At 66.3% G+C, this 15,545-nt stretch carries 17 protein-coding genes; all 17 read left to right on the forward strand.

Translation table 11 applies throughout. From position 1 onward, the window contains the following. Positions 1-5 precede the first annotated feature (5 nt). The 17 genes from AC07OD_RS19515 (at position 6) to trbG (ending at position 15,543) form a co-directional block, all read left to right on the forward strand. The gene (locus tag AC07OD_RS19515) at positions 6-1,262 is read left to right on the forward strand and encodes a Zn-dependent hydrolase (protein WP_494597800.1); all 1,257 of its coding nucleotides are present in this window, start codon (positions 6-8) and stop codon (positions 1,260-1,262) included. Positions 1,263-1,265: 3 nt separating this feature from the next. Continuing rightward, entirely contained in the window at positions 1,266-1,394 is a 129-nt protein-coding gene (locus AC07OD_RS19520) for a hypothetical protein (RefSeq protein WP_494597801.1), read from the forward strand. A gap of 173 nt (positions 1,395-1,567) precedes the next feature. Beyond that, positions 1,568-2,551 carry a helix-turn-helix domain-containing protein gene (locus AC07OD_RS19525; RefSeq protein ID WP_494597802.1) on the forward strand — a complete coding sequence of 328 codons (984 nt, stop codon included), beginning with the start codon at positions 1,568-1,570 and terminating at the stop codon, positions 2,549-2,551. 14 nt (positions 2,552-2,565) lie between these two features. Then, positions 2,566-3,258: an orotate phosphoribosyltransferase gene (locus tag AC07OD_RS19530; RefSeq protein ID WP_494597803.1), complete on the forward strand. Its 693-nt coding sequence runs from the start codon at positions 2,566-2,568 to the stop codon at positions 3,256-3,258. Between the two features lie 12 nt (positions 3,259-3,270). Further along, on the forward strand, positions 3,271-3,597 hold the full coding sequence (locus tag AC07OD_RS19535) for a hypothetical protein (RefSeq protein WP_494597804.1): 327 nt from the start codon (positions 3,271-3,273) through the stop codon (positions 3,595-3,597). A 47-nt stretch (positions 3,598-3,644) separates the two neighbouring features. Next, complete coding sequence (locus AC07OD_RS19540) at positions 3,645-4,532, forward strand: LysR family transcriptional regulator (protein WP_494597805.1); 888 nt, start codon at positions 3,645-3,647, stop codon at positions 4,530-4,532. A gap of 268 nt (positions 4,533-4,800) precedes the next feature. After that, positions 4,801-6,813: a conjugal transfer protein TraG gene (locus tag AC07OD_RS19545; RefSeq protein ID WP_494597806.1), complete on the forward strand. Its 2,013-nt coding sequence runs from the start codon at positions 4,801-4,803 to the stop codon at positions 6,811-6,813. Beyond that, on the forward strand, positions 6,810-7,283 hold the full coding sequence (locus AC07OD_RS19550) for a CopG family transcriptional regulator (RefSeq protein ID WP_494597807.1): 474 nt from the start codon (positions 6,810-6,812) through the stop codon (positions 7,281-7,283). Before AC07OD_RS19545 ends, AC07OD_RS19550 begins: the two co-directional genes overlap by 4 nt. Further along, positions 7,267-8,295 carry a P-type conjugative transfer ATPase TrbB gene (gene trbB, locus AC07OD_RS19555; RefSeq protein ID WP_494597808.1) on the forward strand — a complete coding sequence of 343 codons (1,029 nt, stop codon included), beginning with the start codon at positions 7,267-7,269 and terminating at the stop codon, positions 8,293-8,295. Before AC07OD_RS19550 ends, trbB begins: the two co-directional genes overlap by 17 nt. Next, positions 8,292-8,624, forward strand: a complete 333-nt coding sequence (locus AC07OD_RS19560) for a TrbC/VirB2 family type IV secretion system protein (RefSeq protein ID WP_494597809.1) — start codon at positions 8,292-8,294, stop codon at positions 8,622-8,624. The genes trbB and AC07OD_RS19560 overlap by 4 nt, the downstream gene beginning before the upstream one ends. Positions 8,625-8,632: 8 nt before the next feature. Next, complete coding sequence (locus AC07OD_RS19565) at positions 8,633-8,893, forward strand: VirB3 family type IV secretion system protein (RefSeq protein ID WP_494597810.1); 261 nt, start codon at positions 8,633-8,635, stop codon at positions 8,891-8,893. 10 nt (positions 8,894-8,903) lie between these two features. Beyond that, the gene (gene trbE / locus AC07OD_RS19570) at positions 8,904-11,339 is read left to right on the forward strand and encodes a conjugal transfer protein TrbE (RefSeq protein WP_494597811.1); all 2,436 of its coding nucleotides are present in this window, start codon (positions 8,904-8,906) and stop codon (positions 11,337-11,339) included. Between the two features lie 12 nt (positions 11,340-11,351). Then, positions 11,352-12,122, forward strand: a complete 771-nt coding sequence (gene trbJ / locus AC07OD_RS19575) for a P-type conjugative transfer protein TrbJ (RefSeq protein WP_494597812.1) — start codon at positions 11,352-11,354, stop codon at positions 12,120-12,122. A 7-nt stretch (positions 12,123-12,129) separates the two neighbouring features. After that, on the forward strand, positions 12,130-12,435 hold the full coding sequence (locus AC07OD_RS19580; RefSeq protein WP_494597813.1) for an EexN family lipoprotein: 306 nt from the start codon (positions 12,130-12,132) through the stop codon (positions 12,433-12,435). After that, positions 12,432-13,799, forward strand: a complete 1,368-nt coding sequence (gene trbL, locus AC07OD_RS19585; protein WP_494597814.1) for a P-type conjugative transfer protein TrbL — start codon at positions 12,432-12,434, stop codon at positions 13,797-13,799. Before AC07OD_RS19580 ends, trbL begins: the two co-directional genes overlap by 4 nt. 26 nt (positions 13,800-13,825) lie before the next feature. Beyond that, positions 13,826-14,533: a conjugal transfer protein TrbF gene (trbF, locus tag AC07OD_RS19590; protein ID WP_494597815.1), complete on the forward strand. Its 708-nt coding sequence runs from the start codon at positions 13,826-13,828 to the stop codon at positions 14,531-14,533. Beyond that, positions 14,530-15,543, forward strand: a complete 1,014-nt coding sequence (gene trbG / locus AC07OD_RS19595; protein WP_494597816.1) for a P-type conjugative transfer protein TrbG — start codon at positions 14,530-14,532, stop codon at positions 15,541-15,543. The genes trbF and trbG overlap by 4 nt, the downstream gene beginning before the upstream one ends. Positions 15,544-15,545: the final 2 nt, after the last annotated feature.

Below are 15,545 nucleotides of genomic sequence, written 5' to 3' on the forward strand. Positions count from 1 at the left end.
TCATCATGAATCTCTCCGCGCTCCGCCCGGTAGCAGAAAAGCTCTTCGCCGATGTTCGCGAACTTTCCTTTGACGGCGTCGGCGTCACGCGTGAAGGCTACGGCAACGGCGAATCGGCTGCGGGCGATTACCTGCGGACGTTCGCACAAACCGAAGGGCTGACGGTGGAGGCCGACAGCGCGGCCAACATCGTGTTTCGCCAAACGGAGATCCCACTGGACACAGCTGTAGTCTGGACCGGAAGCCACATCGACTCCGTCCCGCAAGGTGGAAACTTCGACGGTCTCGCCGGTGTGATCGCAGGCCTATTGTGCCTAGTGGGGCGTCAGCGTGAAGGGCTTCGTGCCAAGTTGCCGCTCGAAGTCCTGGCCTTTCGCGGTGAGGAAAGCGCCTGGTTCGGAAAAGCCTACATGGGGTCCGGCGCACTGTTTGGCAAAGTGAGCGACGCCGACCTCGAACTGAAGCAGCGCTGCACCGGCGAGACCATGGCCGAGTGCATGCGCAAGGCGGGTGCTGATGTCGAGGCGATCCGCATGCAGCAGCAGCTCTTCGACAAATCGCGCGTGAAGGCCTACCTGGAATTGCACATCGAGCAGGGACCGGTGATGGTCGCTCGTCAGTTGCCGCTCGCTGTGGTTTCCGGAATTCGCGGCAATGTGCGGCACAACCGCATTGTTTGCCATGGCGATGCTCAGCACTCGGGGGTGGTGCCGCGCTGGCTACGCCACGACGCGATGTTCGCGGTGGCCGACCTGATCATGCGTATCGACGAACATTGGCGCGTGCTGCTTGAGCGCGGCACGGACCTGGTCGTAACCACCGGCATTGTCACGACCGACCCTGCGGAACATTCCGTGTCACGGATCCCCGGCAATGTGAACTTCAGCTTTGAGGCACGCAGCAAGAGTGATGACACGCTGGAAACCTTCTACCAACTGATGCGAGCCGAATGCAATGCCATCGAGCGAGAACGAGGTGTGCGCTTTGAGTTCGATCGCCGACTGTTGAGCGCCCCTGCCACGATGGATACGCGCATCTGCAATGTCCTTTCAAGCGCCTGCAGAGATCTGGGAACAGCCTTCGAGGTCATTCCCAGCGGTGCCGGGCACGACGCCTCGCTGTTCGCGAATGCGGGGATCCCCACCGGAATGCTCTTCGTGCGCAATCAGAACGGATCTCACAATCCGCACGAAGCCATGGAGATCGACGATTTCATGCTCGGTGTGCAGGCGATGAGCGATGCTTTTGACCGATTGGACTAAGCCATGAGCCTGACCAACACGCTGCGCCGCCCCGACGACCGGCACTTGTACTTGCGCGATGGTGAATTGCTGGAGACCGTGTTGCGTCATACGACGAACCAGTTCGCGGCCGCCTGGTCATGCCCAGCCTGAAGTCGCCCATGATGACGGTCATGTCGGCACGCGCGTACCGCGTCGGATTCATGTTGCGACGACCCCGGCGTACGGTTCAAACCATTGATGACCGCTTGCCTCTGCGATGCGACGCCTGCGGACGAACTACATCGTGGTTTCGAAACCGCGCACTTACGAAACGGCCCTGCGCAATGCGTGAGGCCGCGCCGATGATCGGATTCATTTCATCGCCTATATTCTCATTTTCGATTTTTATGGCGAAAAATGAGATGAATGCGAGTAGCAAGGAATTCAGGTCGTCGATCGACTACGCCGCGCTTGGCGACCGGCTTCGCGCCTATCGGATTGGCGCATCACTACTCGCCGAAGACGTCGCCGAGCAACTGGGCATCTCACGTGCTGTGGTCTATCGCCTGGAAAAAGGCGAGATCGTCAAGATTGAAACTCTGGAGCGGCTGGCGCACCTGTTGGGTACTTCGGTGGCATCGCTGCTTGGCGTCGAGGTGGAGTACTACTCCAGTGCGCTCGGTTTGTTCGAGCGCATGAGGCAATTGGAAGAGTCTTCCGATCGGATTCTTGCGCATTTCGAGCCCATATCGCTGCTACTGACGTCAGACGACTATCTTCCGTACCTTCGAGAGATGCTGCTCGAGGCATCGCCCCGCGGAGCCGGAAAGGGGCCCAAGGCTTCCGACGTCGACAAGATGCTGAAAATCATGATCGAGCGCAAGGCCTTCTTCGAGAAGCGCAGGCCACACATCGTGAGCTTGATTGGACTTCGCGAACTGGAGCGTTTCGTACACACGGGCCTGGTGGGACGCGTCGACCTCCCCGACAAAGTCCGACTGGAGCGCGTTCAGGCAGCACGGCGCGAAGTGGCCCGGATTGCCGATTTGATGGAAAGTGAGCCGATTCATGTGCAGATCGGCCTAATTGACGATGCCATGCCCGCTTCCACCTTCCAGGTCTTCTCGGGGCCGAAGCATTCTGTGCTCGCCGTCAGCCCCTTCCGGCTCGGCGAACTGCCCAACGTCCGCAATGGGATTGCAACCGTCACTGCTTCGCCGGAGGCCGTGAGGATGTATGAAGACATGGTCGCCCGGCTTTGGAGGGGCGCCTACAAGGGCAAGACCGGCGCGCAGAGTCTTCGCAAGCTGTTGGACCGCATTCACTGAATACAGAGGTTTCATTGAACTCGCTCTATCCTGCATCCCCTTCGCGCCGTTCGATCGCTGCTGCGCTGATTGACAGTGGATGTGTCTCGGTCAGAAAGGATGAGCCGTTTCGCCTTCCCTCCGGCTGGGCAAGTCCGGTGTACATGAACTGCCGACGCCTGATCTCCTTTCCCGCAGCACGACGCGAGGTCCTTTCGCAGGCCATCGGCATGCTGCAGGAAAGCGGCTGTCTGCCAGGGCTGGCTGGTGTGGCAGGCGGAGAGTCGAGCGGCATTGCATTTGCGGCCTGGCTAGCGCATGCACTTGATCTCCCCATGCAGTACGTTCGCAAGCGGCCTGCCGGTGATCGGCATGTCGAAGGCGTCATCGGAGTCGCCGACAAGGTGATTTTGGTCGATGACGTCATGGCGGTAGGGCAGTCAAAGGCGCGCTTCTGCAAGGCGCTAGACGAGGCGGGAGTCGAGGTTCGGGACGTCTTGGTTGTTTTCCGCTACGAAACTTTCCCTGCGGTAGCCGAATTGGAGTCGTCGAATGTTAGGGTGCATGCGCTGGCGACTTGGCAGGACGTGCTGGTCGTTGCGCGCGAGCGGGGGGACTTCTCTGAGTCAGCCATTGAAGAATTCCAGGCGTTTCTTGAAGCACCCATCGCCTGGTCTCAGACTCACGGCGGACTTGGCCCGGTGGTCAACGGCAGCGCTGGTGCATAGGAGAGCAAAAGCATGAACTTCCATGAAATTTGCAGCAAGTTTGCCGACGCGAGTTCTGGGTCCGACGCGTTCAAAGTCTTTTACCGGGATGCCTTTCAACTGATGAAGATCGATCCCGAGAATGCGGGACTGTATTTCGTCGTCGGTATTGCGGCACAGTCCTTTGTTCGCATGTATGAGGACCAAGGAGTTACGACCGAATTCGCAGACGCCGCCAAGGCAACCTTGGTGAAACTCAACGCGGAGATCGTCGAAGCGCTTGCGACCAATCCGGAGAAGCGATTGAGATTGCTCGGCGAGGTAGCCATCGACTACGAATGGAATGTGTCCGCATTTTGAGTGCACATGCGAGTGCAGCCGTTGATCGCTTGACGCTTGTGTGAATTGTGATCGAACTGCGCCACCTCCGCTACTTCATTGCCGTAGCCGAGGAACTCAACTTCCGCCGAGCTGCTGAGCGTGTCCACATAGACCAAACCCCGCTGTCGCGCACCATTCGGGACTTGGAGGAGCGTTTGGGCGTGACGCTCTTTGTGCGGATGCCGCGCAGGCTGCAACTCACCCCCGCCGGCGGCAAGCTGCTCGAACAAGCGCGCAGACTCTTCATCCGCCTGGAGCGCACCAAGCGCCTCGTGCGTGAAACCGACGCCCGCCACCGTGAGCCACTGCGCGTTGGTGTGGACGACAGCACCGCACAGCCGAAGCTGGCCGAATGCCTAGCCCAATGGCAAGAGGTTGCACCCGACATCCCGGTGGAACTCACGGAAATGCGCACGACGGAATTGCTTGCCGCCCTGCGCAGCGAGGAGGTAGACGTCGGCTTCTCCTTCGGCCTACCGGACGACGAAGCCATTGCCCAGCAGCCGGCCTGGGCGAGCCCCATCGTGGCGCTGCTACCGCTGGCGCATGAGCTTGCCCGGCGCGAGATGATTTCGCTGGCCGAGCTTTTGTCTTTCCCCGCCATCGCTTGCGACGCGGCCTACCACCCCGGCTTGTACCGGCAGATGGAAGAGATACTGGAGCGCTATGCATTGCATCCGACGATTGCCGGCGAGGCGCGCTCATTGACCGGCTACCTCACCCGCGTGGCCGCCGGCCTGGGCGTCGGCGTGGCCGATGCCGATCACATGCGAGCACTGCAGCGCACGGACGTTGTGGTCGTGCGGCTCGCCGAGCCGGTGCACTTTACAACCTACGTGCTGCACAAGCACCAGCCCAACGGCCTGCCGGCATCGCTGCAACGGTTTCTTACCCACGCCACAGCTTCGCACTGAACGTTACGTGCCCGGTTTGTAGCGCGTGCCGTGTCGCGTCAACGGCCATGGACCGGCAAAGCACCGTCCGCGATGCTCCCCGCCGTGACAGCCTGAAGGCTTGCGCCTTCAGAAGCAAATAAGGAGTCGCGAGCCAGCCAACCCCGCCAGCGTACGCCGCGCCACGCCCCAACGGGTGTGCCCCGCCGCGATTCGATTCCAGACTCGATGCCTGCGTGCCGTAGTGGCACCTGCGCGCTGGAACCCATACGCCAAGGAGGTGGCCCTTATGCCGACGGCAGCGACCGGCATCCTGTTCGGACAGATCTTTGTTGTGCTCGGCGTCGCCTTGGGCGGCGTGTGGGCGGCCACGCAGTGGACGGCACGTGCGCTGGGCTACCAGCCCAGGCTCGGCCCTGCCTGGTTCGACCTCTCCGGCATGCCGGTCTATGAGCCATGGAAGCTGTTCGAGTGGTGGTACTTCTACGAGGCGTATGCGCCTCGAGTCTTCGAGCACGGAGGGATCATCGCCGCATCGAGCGGGATGCTGGCGACGGGTGCGGCCATCGCCATGGCGGTCTGGCGCGCGCGCCTGGCCAAGCGCGTCACGACCTATGGCTCCGCCCGCTGGGCCGAGCCCGCGGAGATCGCGAAGGCCGGGCTGACGACGCCGGTAGGCGTGTTCCTCGGCAAGACCTCCAACAAGGACAGCGCCTACCTGCGCCATGACGGCCCGGAGCACGTGATGGCCTTTGCGCCAACCCGCTCGGGCAAGGGCGTCGGTTTGGTCGTACCCACGCTGCTGTCCTGGCCCGGCTCCGCCGTGGTCCACGACATCAAGGGCGAAAACTGGAGCCTCACGGCCGGCTGGCGCAGCCGCTTCAGTCACTGCCTGCTGTTCAATCCCACGGACGCGCGCTCGGCCGCCTACAACCCGCTGCTCGAAGTGCGCCGAGGCGCTCACGAGGTGCGCGACGTGCAGAACATCGCAGACATCCTGGTCGACCCCGAGGGCGCGCTCGAGCGCCGCAATCACTGGGAGAAGACCTCCCACGCGCTGCTGGTCGGGGCCATCCTGCATGTGCTCTATGCGGGCGAAGACAAGACCCTGCGCGGCGTCGCCAACTTCCTCTCGGACCCGGCCTGTCCGTTCGAGCTCACGCTGCACCGCATGATGACCACGCGGCACCTGACTGGCGAGCAGAGCGGGGCACCGCACCCGGTGGTCGCATCGGCCGCGCGCGAGGTGCTCAACAAGAGCGAGAACGAACGCTCGGGCGTGCTGTCCACGGCCATGAGCTTCCTGGGTCTGTACCGCGACCCCACGGTGGCCCAGGTCACCTCGCGCTGCGACTGGCGCATTGCCGATCTCATTTCGGCGGAACACCCGGTGTCGCTGTACCTGGTGGTGCCGCCCTCGGACATCAGCCGCACCAAGCCGCTGATCCGCCTGATCCTCAACCAGATCGGGCGGCGCCTCACCGAATCGCTTGATGGCTCGGATGGCATTGCGCGCCGGCACCAGTTGCTGCTGATGCTCGACGAGTTCCCGGCCCTGGGCCGGCTGGACTTCTTCGAATCGGCCCTGGCCTTCATGGCGGGCTACGGGCTGCGCGCCTTCCTGATCGCGCAGTCGCTCAACCAGATCGACAAGGCCTACGGCCTCAACCACTCGATCCTCGACAACTGCCATGTGCGCATCGCCTTCGCGACCAACGACGAGCGCACGGCCAAGCGGATTTCCGAGGCCCTGGGCACGGCCACCGAGCTGCGCGCGCAGCGCAACTACGCGGGCCATCGCCTGTCACCGTGGCTCGGCCACCTGATGGTCTCGCGCCAGGAGACGGCGCGGCCGCTGCTCACGCCGGGCGAGGTCATGCAACTGCCGCCGCAGGAGGCGGTGGTGATGGTCTCGGGGCATCCTCCGATACGAGCCAAGAAGCTGCGCTACTACCAGGACCGAAATTTCACGGGCAGGGTGCTGAAGGCGCCGGTGCTGGGAGCCAGGGCGTATGCCGACCGGCCCGCAGCGCGGCCGGACGATTGGAGTGGGCTGGCGCCCTTGGCGGCTCCTGATGCCAAGGCAGCAGGCGATGCAGGCGGCTTTGCCGATGAGGGCGGGCACCAGCTCAAGCCCGAACTGGAGATCACACCGATGCAGTTGGAAGCTTCGGAGGCGGGCGACATGCTGGTGCTGGACGACGAGGACGACGCACCGCTGCGGCCGCAGGATGTGGACCGGCAACTGATGCGCACCGCGCGGCTGGCCGCGCTGGATCCTGATGATGGGATCGCGCTATGAGCCGGGCACGGTTGAACATCTTCATCGAGCCGGAGCATGCCAAGCGGTTGGACCAATTGGCGGTGCACAAGGGGGTCTCCAAGTCGGCCGTGATCGCGGCGGCGCTGGCCTCGTTCCTGTCGCCCGATGGAGGCGACCAGCGCGAGGCGGCGATGGCCAAGCGGCTGGACCGGCTCTCGCGCCAGTTCGATCGGCTGGAGCGCGACCAGAACGTGCTGATCGAGACGGTGGCGCTCTACGTCCGTTATTTCCTCACGGTCTCGATCCCGGTGCCCGAGGGGCAGCAGGACGCGGCCCGCGCGCAGGGCCGGGCGCGCTATGCGCAGTTCATTGAGCAGCTGGGTCGCCATCTGCAGCGCGGGCGCAGCCTGGTGCGCGAAGTCCATGACGACCTTGCACCCGAGGCCTCCACCGACTCCACAGCGCCTGTCGCCGAACCCGAGGAGGCCGACCTTGAGACCAAAGCCTGAACCCGGTTCCGCGGATACATCGCTGGCGCGGCGCATCCGCATGCTGCGCACGGCCATGGGGCCGGAGATCGCGGCCGCGCTCGAAGACCCCGAGGTGGTCGAGGTGCTGCTCAATCCGGACGGCTCGCTGTGGGTCGACCGGCTCGGCGCGGGCCGCTCGCCCACGGGCCACTATCTGCCCGCGCCCGTGGCCGAACGCATCATCCGGCTGGTGGCGGCCCATGTGCGCGCCGAGGTGCATGCGGGCCTGCCGATCCTTTCGGCCGAGCTGCCCGAGACGGGCGAGCGCTTCCTGGGCGTGCTGCCGCCCGTGGTGCGTGCCCCCACGTTCGCGATCCGCAAGCGGGCGCTGCGCATCCTGACGCTAGCTGACTATGTGGCAGATGGCGTGATGTCCGAGGCGCAGGCGGCGTTCCTGCGTCGCGCCGTGCGCGAGCGCCTGAACATCGTGGTGGCGGGCGGCACCAGCACCGGCAAGACCACGCTCGCCAATGCGCTGCTCGACGAGATCGCGGACACCGGCGACCGAGTCCTGATCCTCGAAGACACCGTGGAGCTGCAGTGCCGCGGCGACGACCACGTGGGCATGCGCAGCGAACCGGGCGTCACCACCATGGCCGACCTGGTGCGCGCCACCCTGCGCCTGCGGCCGGACCGCATCGTGGTGGGCGAGGTGCGCGGCGCGGAGGCGCTGGATCTGCTCAAGGCCTGGGGCACGGGCCACCCGGGTGGCATCGCCACCGTGCACGCGGGTTCGGCCGCGGGCGCGCTCACGCGCCTGGAACAGCTGGTGCAGGAAGTCTCCGTGACCGTGCCGCGCGCGCTGATCGCGGAAGCGGTCCACGTCATCGTCTTCATCGCCGGCCGGGGTCGCGCTCGGCGTGTGCGTGAGATCGCGCGCGTCATCGGCTGCGACGGCCAGGGCTACCAGCTCGATACCTCGCTCGGGCCTGCATTCCCGTTGATTTCCCCAACGCCTTCACCTTCATCCACCTCAGGAGAACCGCCATGACGCATCCCCGTCTTTCCGTAAAACCGTACTTGCACGCCGCTGCTGTGGCGGCGCTGCTTGTGGCCATCGCCATGCCCGCGCAGGCCGCCGGCTCCAACATGCCGTGGGAAGCGCCGCTGCAGTCCATCCTCGAATCCATCCAGGGGCCGGTCGCGCGCATCGTCGCGGTGATCATCATCATCGCCACGGGCCTGACGCTGGCGTTCGGCGACACCTCGGGCGGGTTCCGCAAGCTGGTGCAGATCGTCTTCGGGCTGTCGATCGCGTTCGCGGCGTCGAGCTTCTTCCTGTCGTTCTTCTCGTTCTCGGGCGGGGCGGTGCTGGCATGACGGCCGCGATGTCCTCCATGCCAGGTTTCGAGGTGCCGCTGCACCGGTCGCTGACGGAGCCCATCCTGCTGGGCGGCGCGCCGCGCAGCGTGGCGATCGCCAATGGCACGCTGGCCGCCGCGGTCGGGCTCGGACTGCAGCTGTGGATTCCGGGCCTGGTGCTGTGGGTCGTTGGGCACTCGCTCGCGGTCTGGGGCGCGCGCATGGATGCGCAGTTCATGCAGGTCTTCGCGCGGCACATCAAGCAGCGGCAGCTGCTGGACGTGTGAGGACCGCACCATGATGTCCCTCACTGAATACCGCCAGCGCCCGGCCTTGCTGGCCGACTGGCTTCCGTGGGCCGGGTTGGTCGCGCCGGGCGTGGTGCTGAACAAGGATGGTTCGTTCCAGCGCACGGCGCGGTTCCGGGGGCCGGACCTCGACAGTGCCGCCCAGGGTGAGTTGGTCGCCACGTCGGCCCGGCTCAACAACGCGCTGCGGCGCCTGGGTTCGGGCTGGGCACTGTTCGTGGAGGCCGAGCGGCGCGGGGCTGCGGACTATCCGGAGTCGGTGTTTCCGGAACCACTGTCCTGGCTGGTCGACGAGGAGCGCCGTGCCGCGTTCGAAGAGGACGCCAGCCACTTCGAGAGCAGCTACCACCTGACCTTGCTCTACCTGCCGCCGGAGGAGACCCGGGCGCAGGCCTCCCGGTTGCTGTACGAGAACCGCGACACCGACGGCGTGGACTGGCGCGAACGACTGGACGCCTTCGTGGCCGAGTCGGAACGCTTCCTCGGGCTGCTCGAAGGCGTGATGCCAGAGGTCGGTTGGCTCGACGATGGCCAGACGCTGACCTATCTGCATGCCTGTGTGTCCACGCGCCCGCATCCGGTGGCCGTGCCCGAGGTGCCGATGCACCTGGATGCCCTCCTGGCCGACGAGCCGCTGACGGGCGGGCTGGCGCCGATGCTCGGGACGCGGTACCTGCGCGTGCTCACGGTGCGCGGTTTCCCGACCTCGACCTGGCCGGGAATTCTGGATGACCTGAACAGCCTGGGCTTTGCCTACCGCTGGAGCACGCGCTTCCTGTGCCTGGACAAGGCCGAGGCGGAGAAGGAACTCATTCGCCTGCGCCGCCAGTGGTTTGCCAAGCGCAAGAACATCGTGGCGCTGCTGCGCGAGACCATCTTCCAGCACGAGAGCCCGCTGGTGGACTCGGATGCGTCCAACAAGGCGGCGGATGCCGACGCCGCCTTGCAGGAACTGGGCAGCGACCAGGTGGCGTTCGGTTACGTCACCGCCACGGTGGCCGTGCTCGATGCCGATGCGACCGCGGCCGACGAGAAGCTGCGGGCGGTGGAGCGGACCATTCAGGGAAGAGGCTTCGTGACCATCCCCGAGACCCTGAACGCCGTCGAGGCCTGGCTGTCGTCGATCCCGGGCCACGCCTATGCCAATGTGCGCCAGCCCATCGTCTCGACCTTGAACCTGGCCCACATGATGCCGGTGTCGGCCGTCTGGGCGGGGCAGGAGCGCAATGTGCACCTGGACGGCCCGCCCATGATCGTGACGCGCACCGACGGCGCCACGCCGTTCCGGTTGGTCACGCACATCGGCGACGTGGGCAACACGCTGGTGGTTGGACCGATCGGCATGGGCAAGTCCGTGCTGCTGGCCACCTTGGCCATGCAGTTCCGGCGGTATGCCGGTTCGCGCATCCTGGCGTTCGACATGGGGCGCTCGATCCGCGCCACCATCTTCGGACTGGGTGGCGAACACTACGACCTGGGCAAGGGCGCGGAGGAGGGCGGGGAGATCGCTTTCCAGCCACTCGCCTGGATCGACCAGGAGGGTTACCGCGCCTGGGCGTCCGAGTGGATCGAAGGCCGGCTCCGGCACGAAGGCGTGGCCGTTGGTCCTCCCGAGAAGGATGCCGTGTGGTCCGCGCTCAACAGCCTGGCCAGTGCCCCCGTGGAGCAGCGCACGATGACGGGCCTGTCGGTGCTGCTGCAGAGCAATGCGCTGCGCCAGGCGTTGCTGCCCTACGTGCTGGGCGGTCCTCACGGCCGCCTGCTCGATGCGGACCGCGACCGGCTGGGATCGGCCGACGTGCAGGGTTTCGAGATGGAGGAGCTGATGCACAGCAAGGCCGCGACGCAGGCCGTGCTGTCTTACCTGTTCGCGCGCTTCGACGAGCGCTTCGATGGCGCGCCGACCCTGTTGATCCTCGACGAGGCGTGGCTGTTCCTGGATGACCCGGTGTTCGCGGCGCGCATCCGCCAGTGGCTCAAGACGCTGCGCAAGAAGAACGTCTCGGTGATCTTCGCCACGCAGTCACTCGCGGACATTCAGGACTCGACCATCGCGCCGGCCATCGTGGAGAGCTGTGCGAGCCGCATTTTCCTGCCCAACCCGCAGGCGACCGAGCCGCAGATCCGCGTGATCTACGAAGGCTTCGGGCTCAACGGGCGGCAGATCGAGATCGTCGCGCAGGCCACGCCGAAGCGTGACTACTACTACCAGTCGCGGCTGGGCAACCGGGTCTTTGACCTGGGGCTGGGGCCTGTGGCGCTGGCCTTTGCGGGCGCTTCGTCGCCCGAGGACCAGCGGGCCATGGATGCGGTCTTGGCTTCCGTTCCAGCTTCCGACTTCGCGGCCGTCTGGCTGGGCCACCGTGGCCTGGATTGGGCGGCCGATCTCATCCCTTCGTTTCCTCCGTTTCCATCCACCACCTGAAGGAGCACTGCCATGAACCCCAAGTCTTCATTGTTCAAGCCCAGGCTGGCCGCGCTGGTCGCCGCTGGCGCGATCGCGTGCGGTGTCGCGCCGCCCGCGCATGCGCTCTTCGGCATCGGCGACATCGTGTTCGATCCATCGAATCTCGCGCAGAACATCATGACGGCCGCCAACACGCTGGAGCAGATCAACAACCAGATCCAGCAGCTCCAGAACGAGGCGCAGATGCTCAGGAACCAGGCGAGGAACCTGGCGGGGCTGGATTTCAGCGCGCTGTCGGAACTGAAGGCGGCGCTGTCGGCCACGAACCAGCTGATCCAGCAGGCGCAGGGACTGGCCTTCAACGTGCAGCGGATGGAAGGCGAGTTCAAACGCCTCTATCCCGAGTCGTATACCGCTGCGATCTCGGGCACGCAGATGGCGACCGACGCCCGTGCGCGATGGAAGCAGTCGCTGGAGGCACTGCGCACCGCGACCCAGGTGCAGTCGCAGGCGGTGCAGAACTTCGCGGCCGACGAGCGCACGTTGACCGACCTCGTGAACCGCAGCCAGTCGGCCGTGGGCGCCCTGCAGGCCATGCAGGCCACGAACCAGTTGCTGGCCCTGCAGTCGCGCCAGGCGATGCAGGCGCAGCAGCTGCAGATCACCCAGGACCGGGCCGTGGCGCTGGAGCAGGCGCGCCAGGTGGCGGTGCAGGAGCGGGCCCGCGAGGTGCGCCGGCGCTTCATGGGCAGCGGCACGCCGTACACGCCCGCCACCGTGAACTTCTACGGCAATCCGTGAGGCCGCCATGAACAGGATCCTCTTTGCCTTGGCCATGGGTTCCGCACTGGTGCTGGCCGCCTGCGGCAAGCTGGAACCCGCCCAGCCCGTCGAAACGGTTGAATCGCTGGTGGCGAACCCGGACCGGCTCAAGGAGCTGCGCGCGCAGTGCAAGGCTGACCACGCCAAGGTCGGCGACGCGCAGTGCAACGCGGTGGCCGAGGCCACGCGCCAGCGCTTCATGCGTGCTGCGCCTTCGCCGTATGCGAACGATCCCGTGCGTCCCCCGCCGCCGCCCGCGTCGACACCAGCGGCGAAGGACGGGCCGCCATGAACGACGTGGCGGTCATCGACCGCTTCCTCGATGTGTTCTCGCGCTACATCGACTCGGGCTTCGGGCTGCTCGGGGGCGAGGTGCGCTTCCTCACGGCCACGCTGGTCGTGATCGACATGACCTTGGCCGGCCTGTTCTGGGCCATGAGCCATGCGTCGGGGCAGGGCGACGATGTCATGGCCAAGCTCATCAAGAAGGTGCTCTACGTGGGCGCCTTCGCCTACATCCTGGGCAACTTCAACCGGCTGGCGGGGATCGTCTTCAACTCCTTTGCCGGACTGGGGTTGACGGCCTCGGGCTCGGCCCTTTCGCAAGGCCAGCTGCTGCAGCCGGGCCGGCTCGCGCAGGTAGGCATCGAGGCCGGGCGGCCGATCATGGCGCAGATCAGCGAGCTGGTGGGTTTCCCGGACGTGTTCGCCAACCTCGACACCATCGCCGTGCTGTTCCTCGCGTGGCTGGTGCTGATCGTGGCTTTCTTCGTGCTCGCGGTGCAGCTGTTCGTGACGCTGCTGGAGTTCAAGCTGACCACGCTCGCGGGCTTTGTGCTGGTGCCCTTCGCCTTGTGGAACAAGACGTCGTTCCTCGCCGAGAAGGTGCTGGGCAATGTGGTGTCCTCGGGCATCAAGGTGCTGGTGCTGGCCGTGATCGTGGGGATCGGCTCGGGGTTGTTCACCGAGTTCCGCACGCCGCCGGGTGCCGATCCGAGCATCGACCATGCGCTGGTGGTCATGCTCGCGGCGCTCGCGATGCTGGGCCTGGGGATCTTCGGGCCGGGTATCGCGACCGGGTTGGTGTCGGGGGCGCCGCAGTTGGGAGCGGGTGCGGCCGCGGGCACGGCGCTGGGCGCCGCGGGCCTGGCCGTTGCCGGTGGCGCGGCCGTGGCGGGCGCGGGTTCCGCGGTGGCCGCGGGTGCGCGCATGGCGCCCGGTGCGGCGCGTGCTGCCATCGGCGGTGGTGCCGGCGCCGCACGTTCGGCCAGCGCCGTCGCCAGCGGCGCGAAGTCGGCCTACCAGGCGGGTGCCGCCGCATCGGGCGCCAGCGGACTTCGCGCGGCCAGTGCGGGCGTGGCCAATGTCGCCAAGACCGGAGCAAACGCCATAGGCCAGCGGGTCTCGTCCGGTGCCAAGGCCATGAAGGAGCGCGTGGCGGACTTCGTCTCCGAGGCCGCTGCGCCGGCTGCCGCGGCTTCGGTATCGGATGCTGGCGATTCCAGCCCTCCGCCCGCCGAGCCCGCATGGGCCCGGCGCATGCGCCGCAGGCAGCAGGCGAGCCATGCGGCCACGACGGCGATCCACGCGTTGCGCTCGGGCGACCACGGCGGCAGCGGCGCCAGCCCGAGCCTGCATGACAGCTCGAACACCTGAATCGATTTCCTGAAAGAGAGGCATCCATGCGATTCAAACGACCCCAGGTGCGGTACTCGGACACGCCCGAGCCCGTCACCCCGTACCAGGCGGCAGGGCAGGCCTGGGACCAGCGCATCGGCTCGGCCCGCGTGCAGGCGAAGAATTGGCGGTACATGGCCTTTGGCTGCCTGAGCCTGGCCTTGCTCATGGCCGCCGGCCTGGTCTGGCGCTCGGCGCAGTCCATCGTGACGCCCTATGTGGTCGAGGTGGATCAGGCGGGGCAGGTGCGCGCCGTGGGCGAGGCGGCCACGCCGTACAAGCCGAGTGATGCGCAGATCGCCTTCCACCTGGCGCGCTTCGTCACGGACGTGCGTTCGCTCTCGATCGACCCGATCGTCGTACGGCAGAACTGGCTCGAGGCCTACGACTACACCACGGACAAGGGCGCGGCGACGCTCAACGACTACGCGCGCGCGGCCGATCCGTTCTCGCGCATCGGGCAGCACTCGGTCACGGTGGCCGTCACCAGTGTGGTGCGTGCCAGCGACGCGTCCTTCCAGATGCGCTGGACCGAGCGGCGCTACGTGAACGGCGAGGCGGCCGGACTGGAGCGCTGGACGGCCGTGCTGTCGATCGTGCTGCAGGCGCCGCGCAGCGAGGAGCGCTTGCGCAAGAACCCATTGGGCATCTACGTCAACGGGCTGTCGTGGAGCCGTGAACTCGAAACCGCCGAAGGAGTGAAGAAGCCATGAAAACACAAAGCCGTATTTGCGTCTTGCCGCCGATCCTGCTGGCCGCGTTGCTCGCGGGCTGCGCGACCGGAGGCAAACCGCCGCCGGTGATCTCGCTCGACGAGCCGAAGCAGGAGAGGGCGGCGCAGCTGCTGCCGGAGGCGCCCACGCCCGTGGAGGCCGTGGCCGTGCCGCAGCCGCTGGCCTTGCCGGGGCAGCTGAAGCCGGTGGGGCGCGAGGCCGATGCGAAGCCGGTGCCCGAACCTGCTGACGAGAAGCTGCGCGTGTCCCGAGCCAACGAGGAGGCGCGCATCGCGCCGACGCGCGAGGGCTATGTCAATGCGATCCAGGTCTGGCCCTATGCCGATGGCGCGCTGTACCAGGTCTATACGAGCTCGGGCCGCGTCACGGTCATCGCGCTGCAACCCGGCGAGGAACTGGTGACGGTCTCGGCCGGGGACACGGTGCGCTGGATCGTGGGCGACACGGCCAGCGGGTCGGGCGCGAACCTGCGGGTGAACGTCCTGGTCAAGCCCACGCGGGTGGGGCTGAAGACAAATCTCGTCATCACCACGAACCGCCGGACCTATCTGCTGGAGCTCTCCTCGACGCCGCAGGCCTGGATGGCGTCGGTGTCCTGGGACTACCCGAAGGACCGCATGCTGGTGCTGCAGAAGCAGGCCCGCGAGGCACAGGTCGGCGCGCCGGTGGAAACGGGCATGGCGCTGGAGCAGATCCGCTTCCGCTACGCGGTCAGTGGCGATTCCCCGCCCTGGAAGCCGCTGCGCGCCTTCGACGACGGTGAGAAGGTCTACATCCAGTTCCCGGGTGGCATCGCGCAGGGCGAGCTGCCGCCGCTGTTCGTGATCGGGCCGCAGGGCGATGGGCAGCTCGTGAACTACAGGTTCCGCGCGCCGTACTACGTGGTGGACCGCCTCTTCGGAGCGGCCGAGCTTCGGCTGGGGGGCGACAAGGCCCAGGTGGTGCGCATCGAGCGCACGGATGGCGTGAGCGCGGCGCGGAGGAACTGAGC

It is taken from the genome of Acidovorax sp. GW821-FHT10E03, from assembly GCF_059415205.1.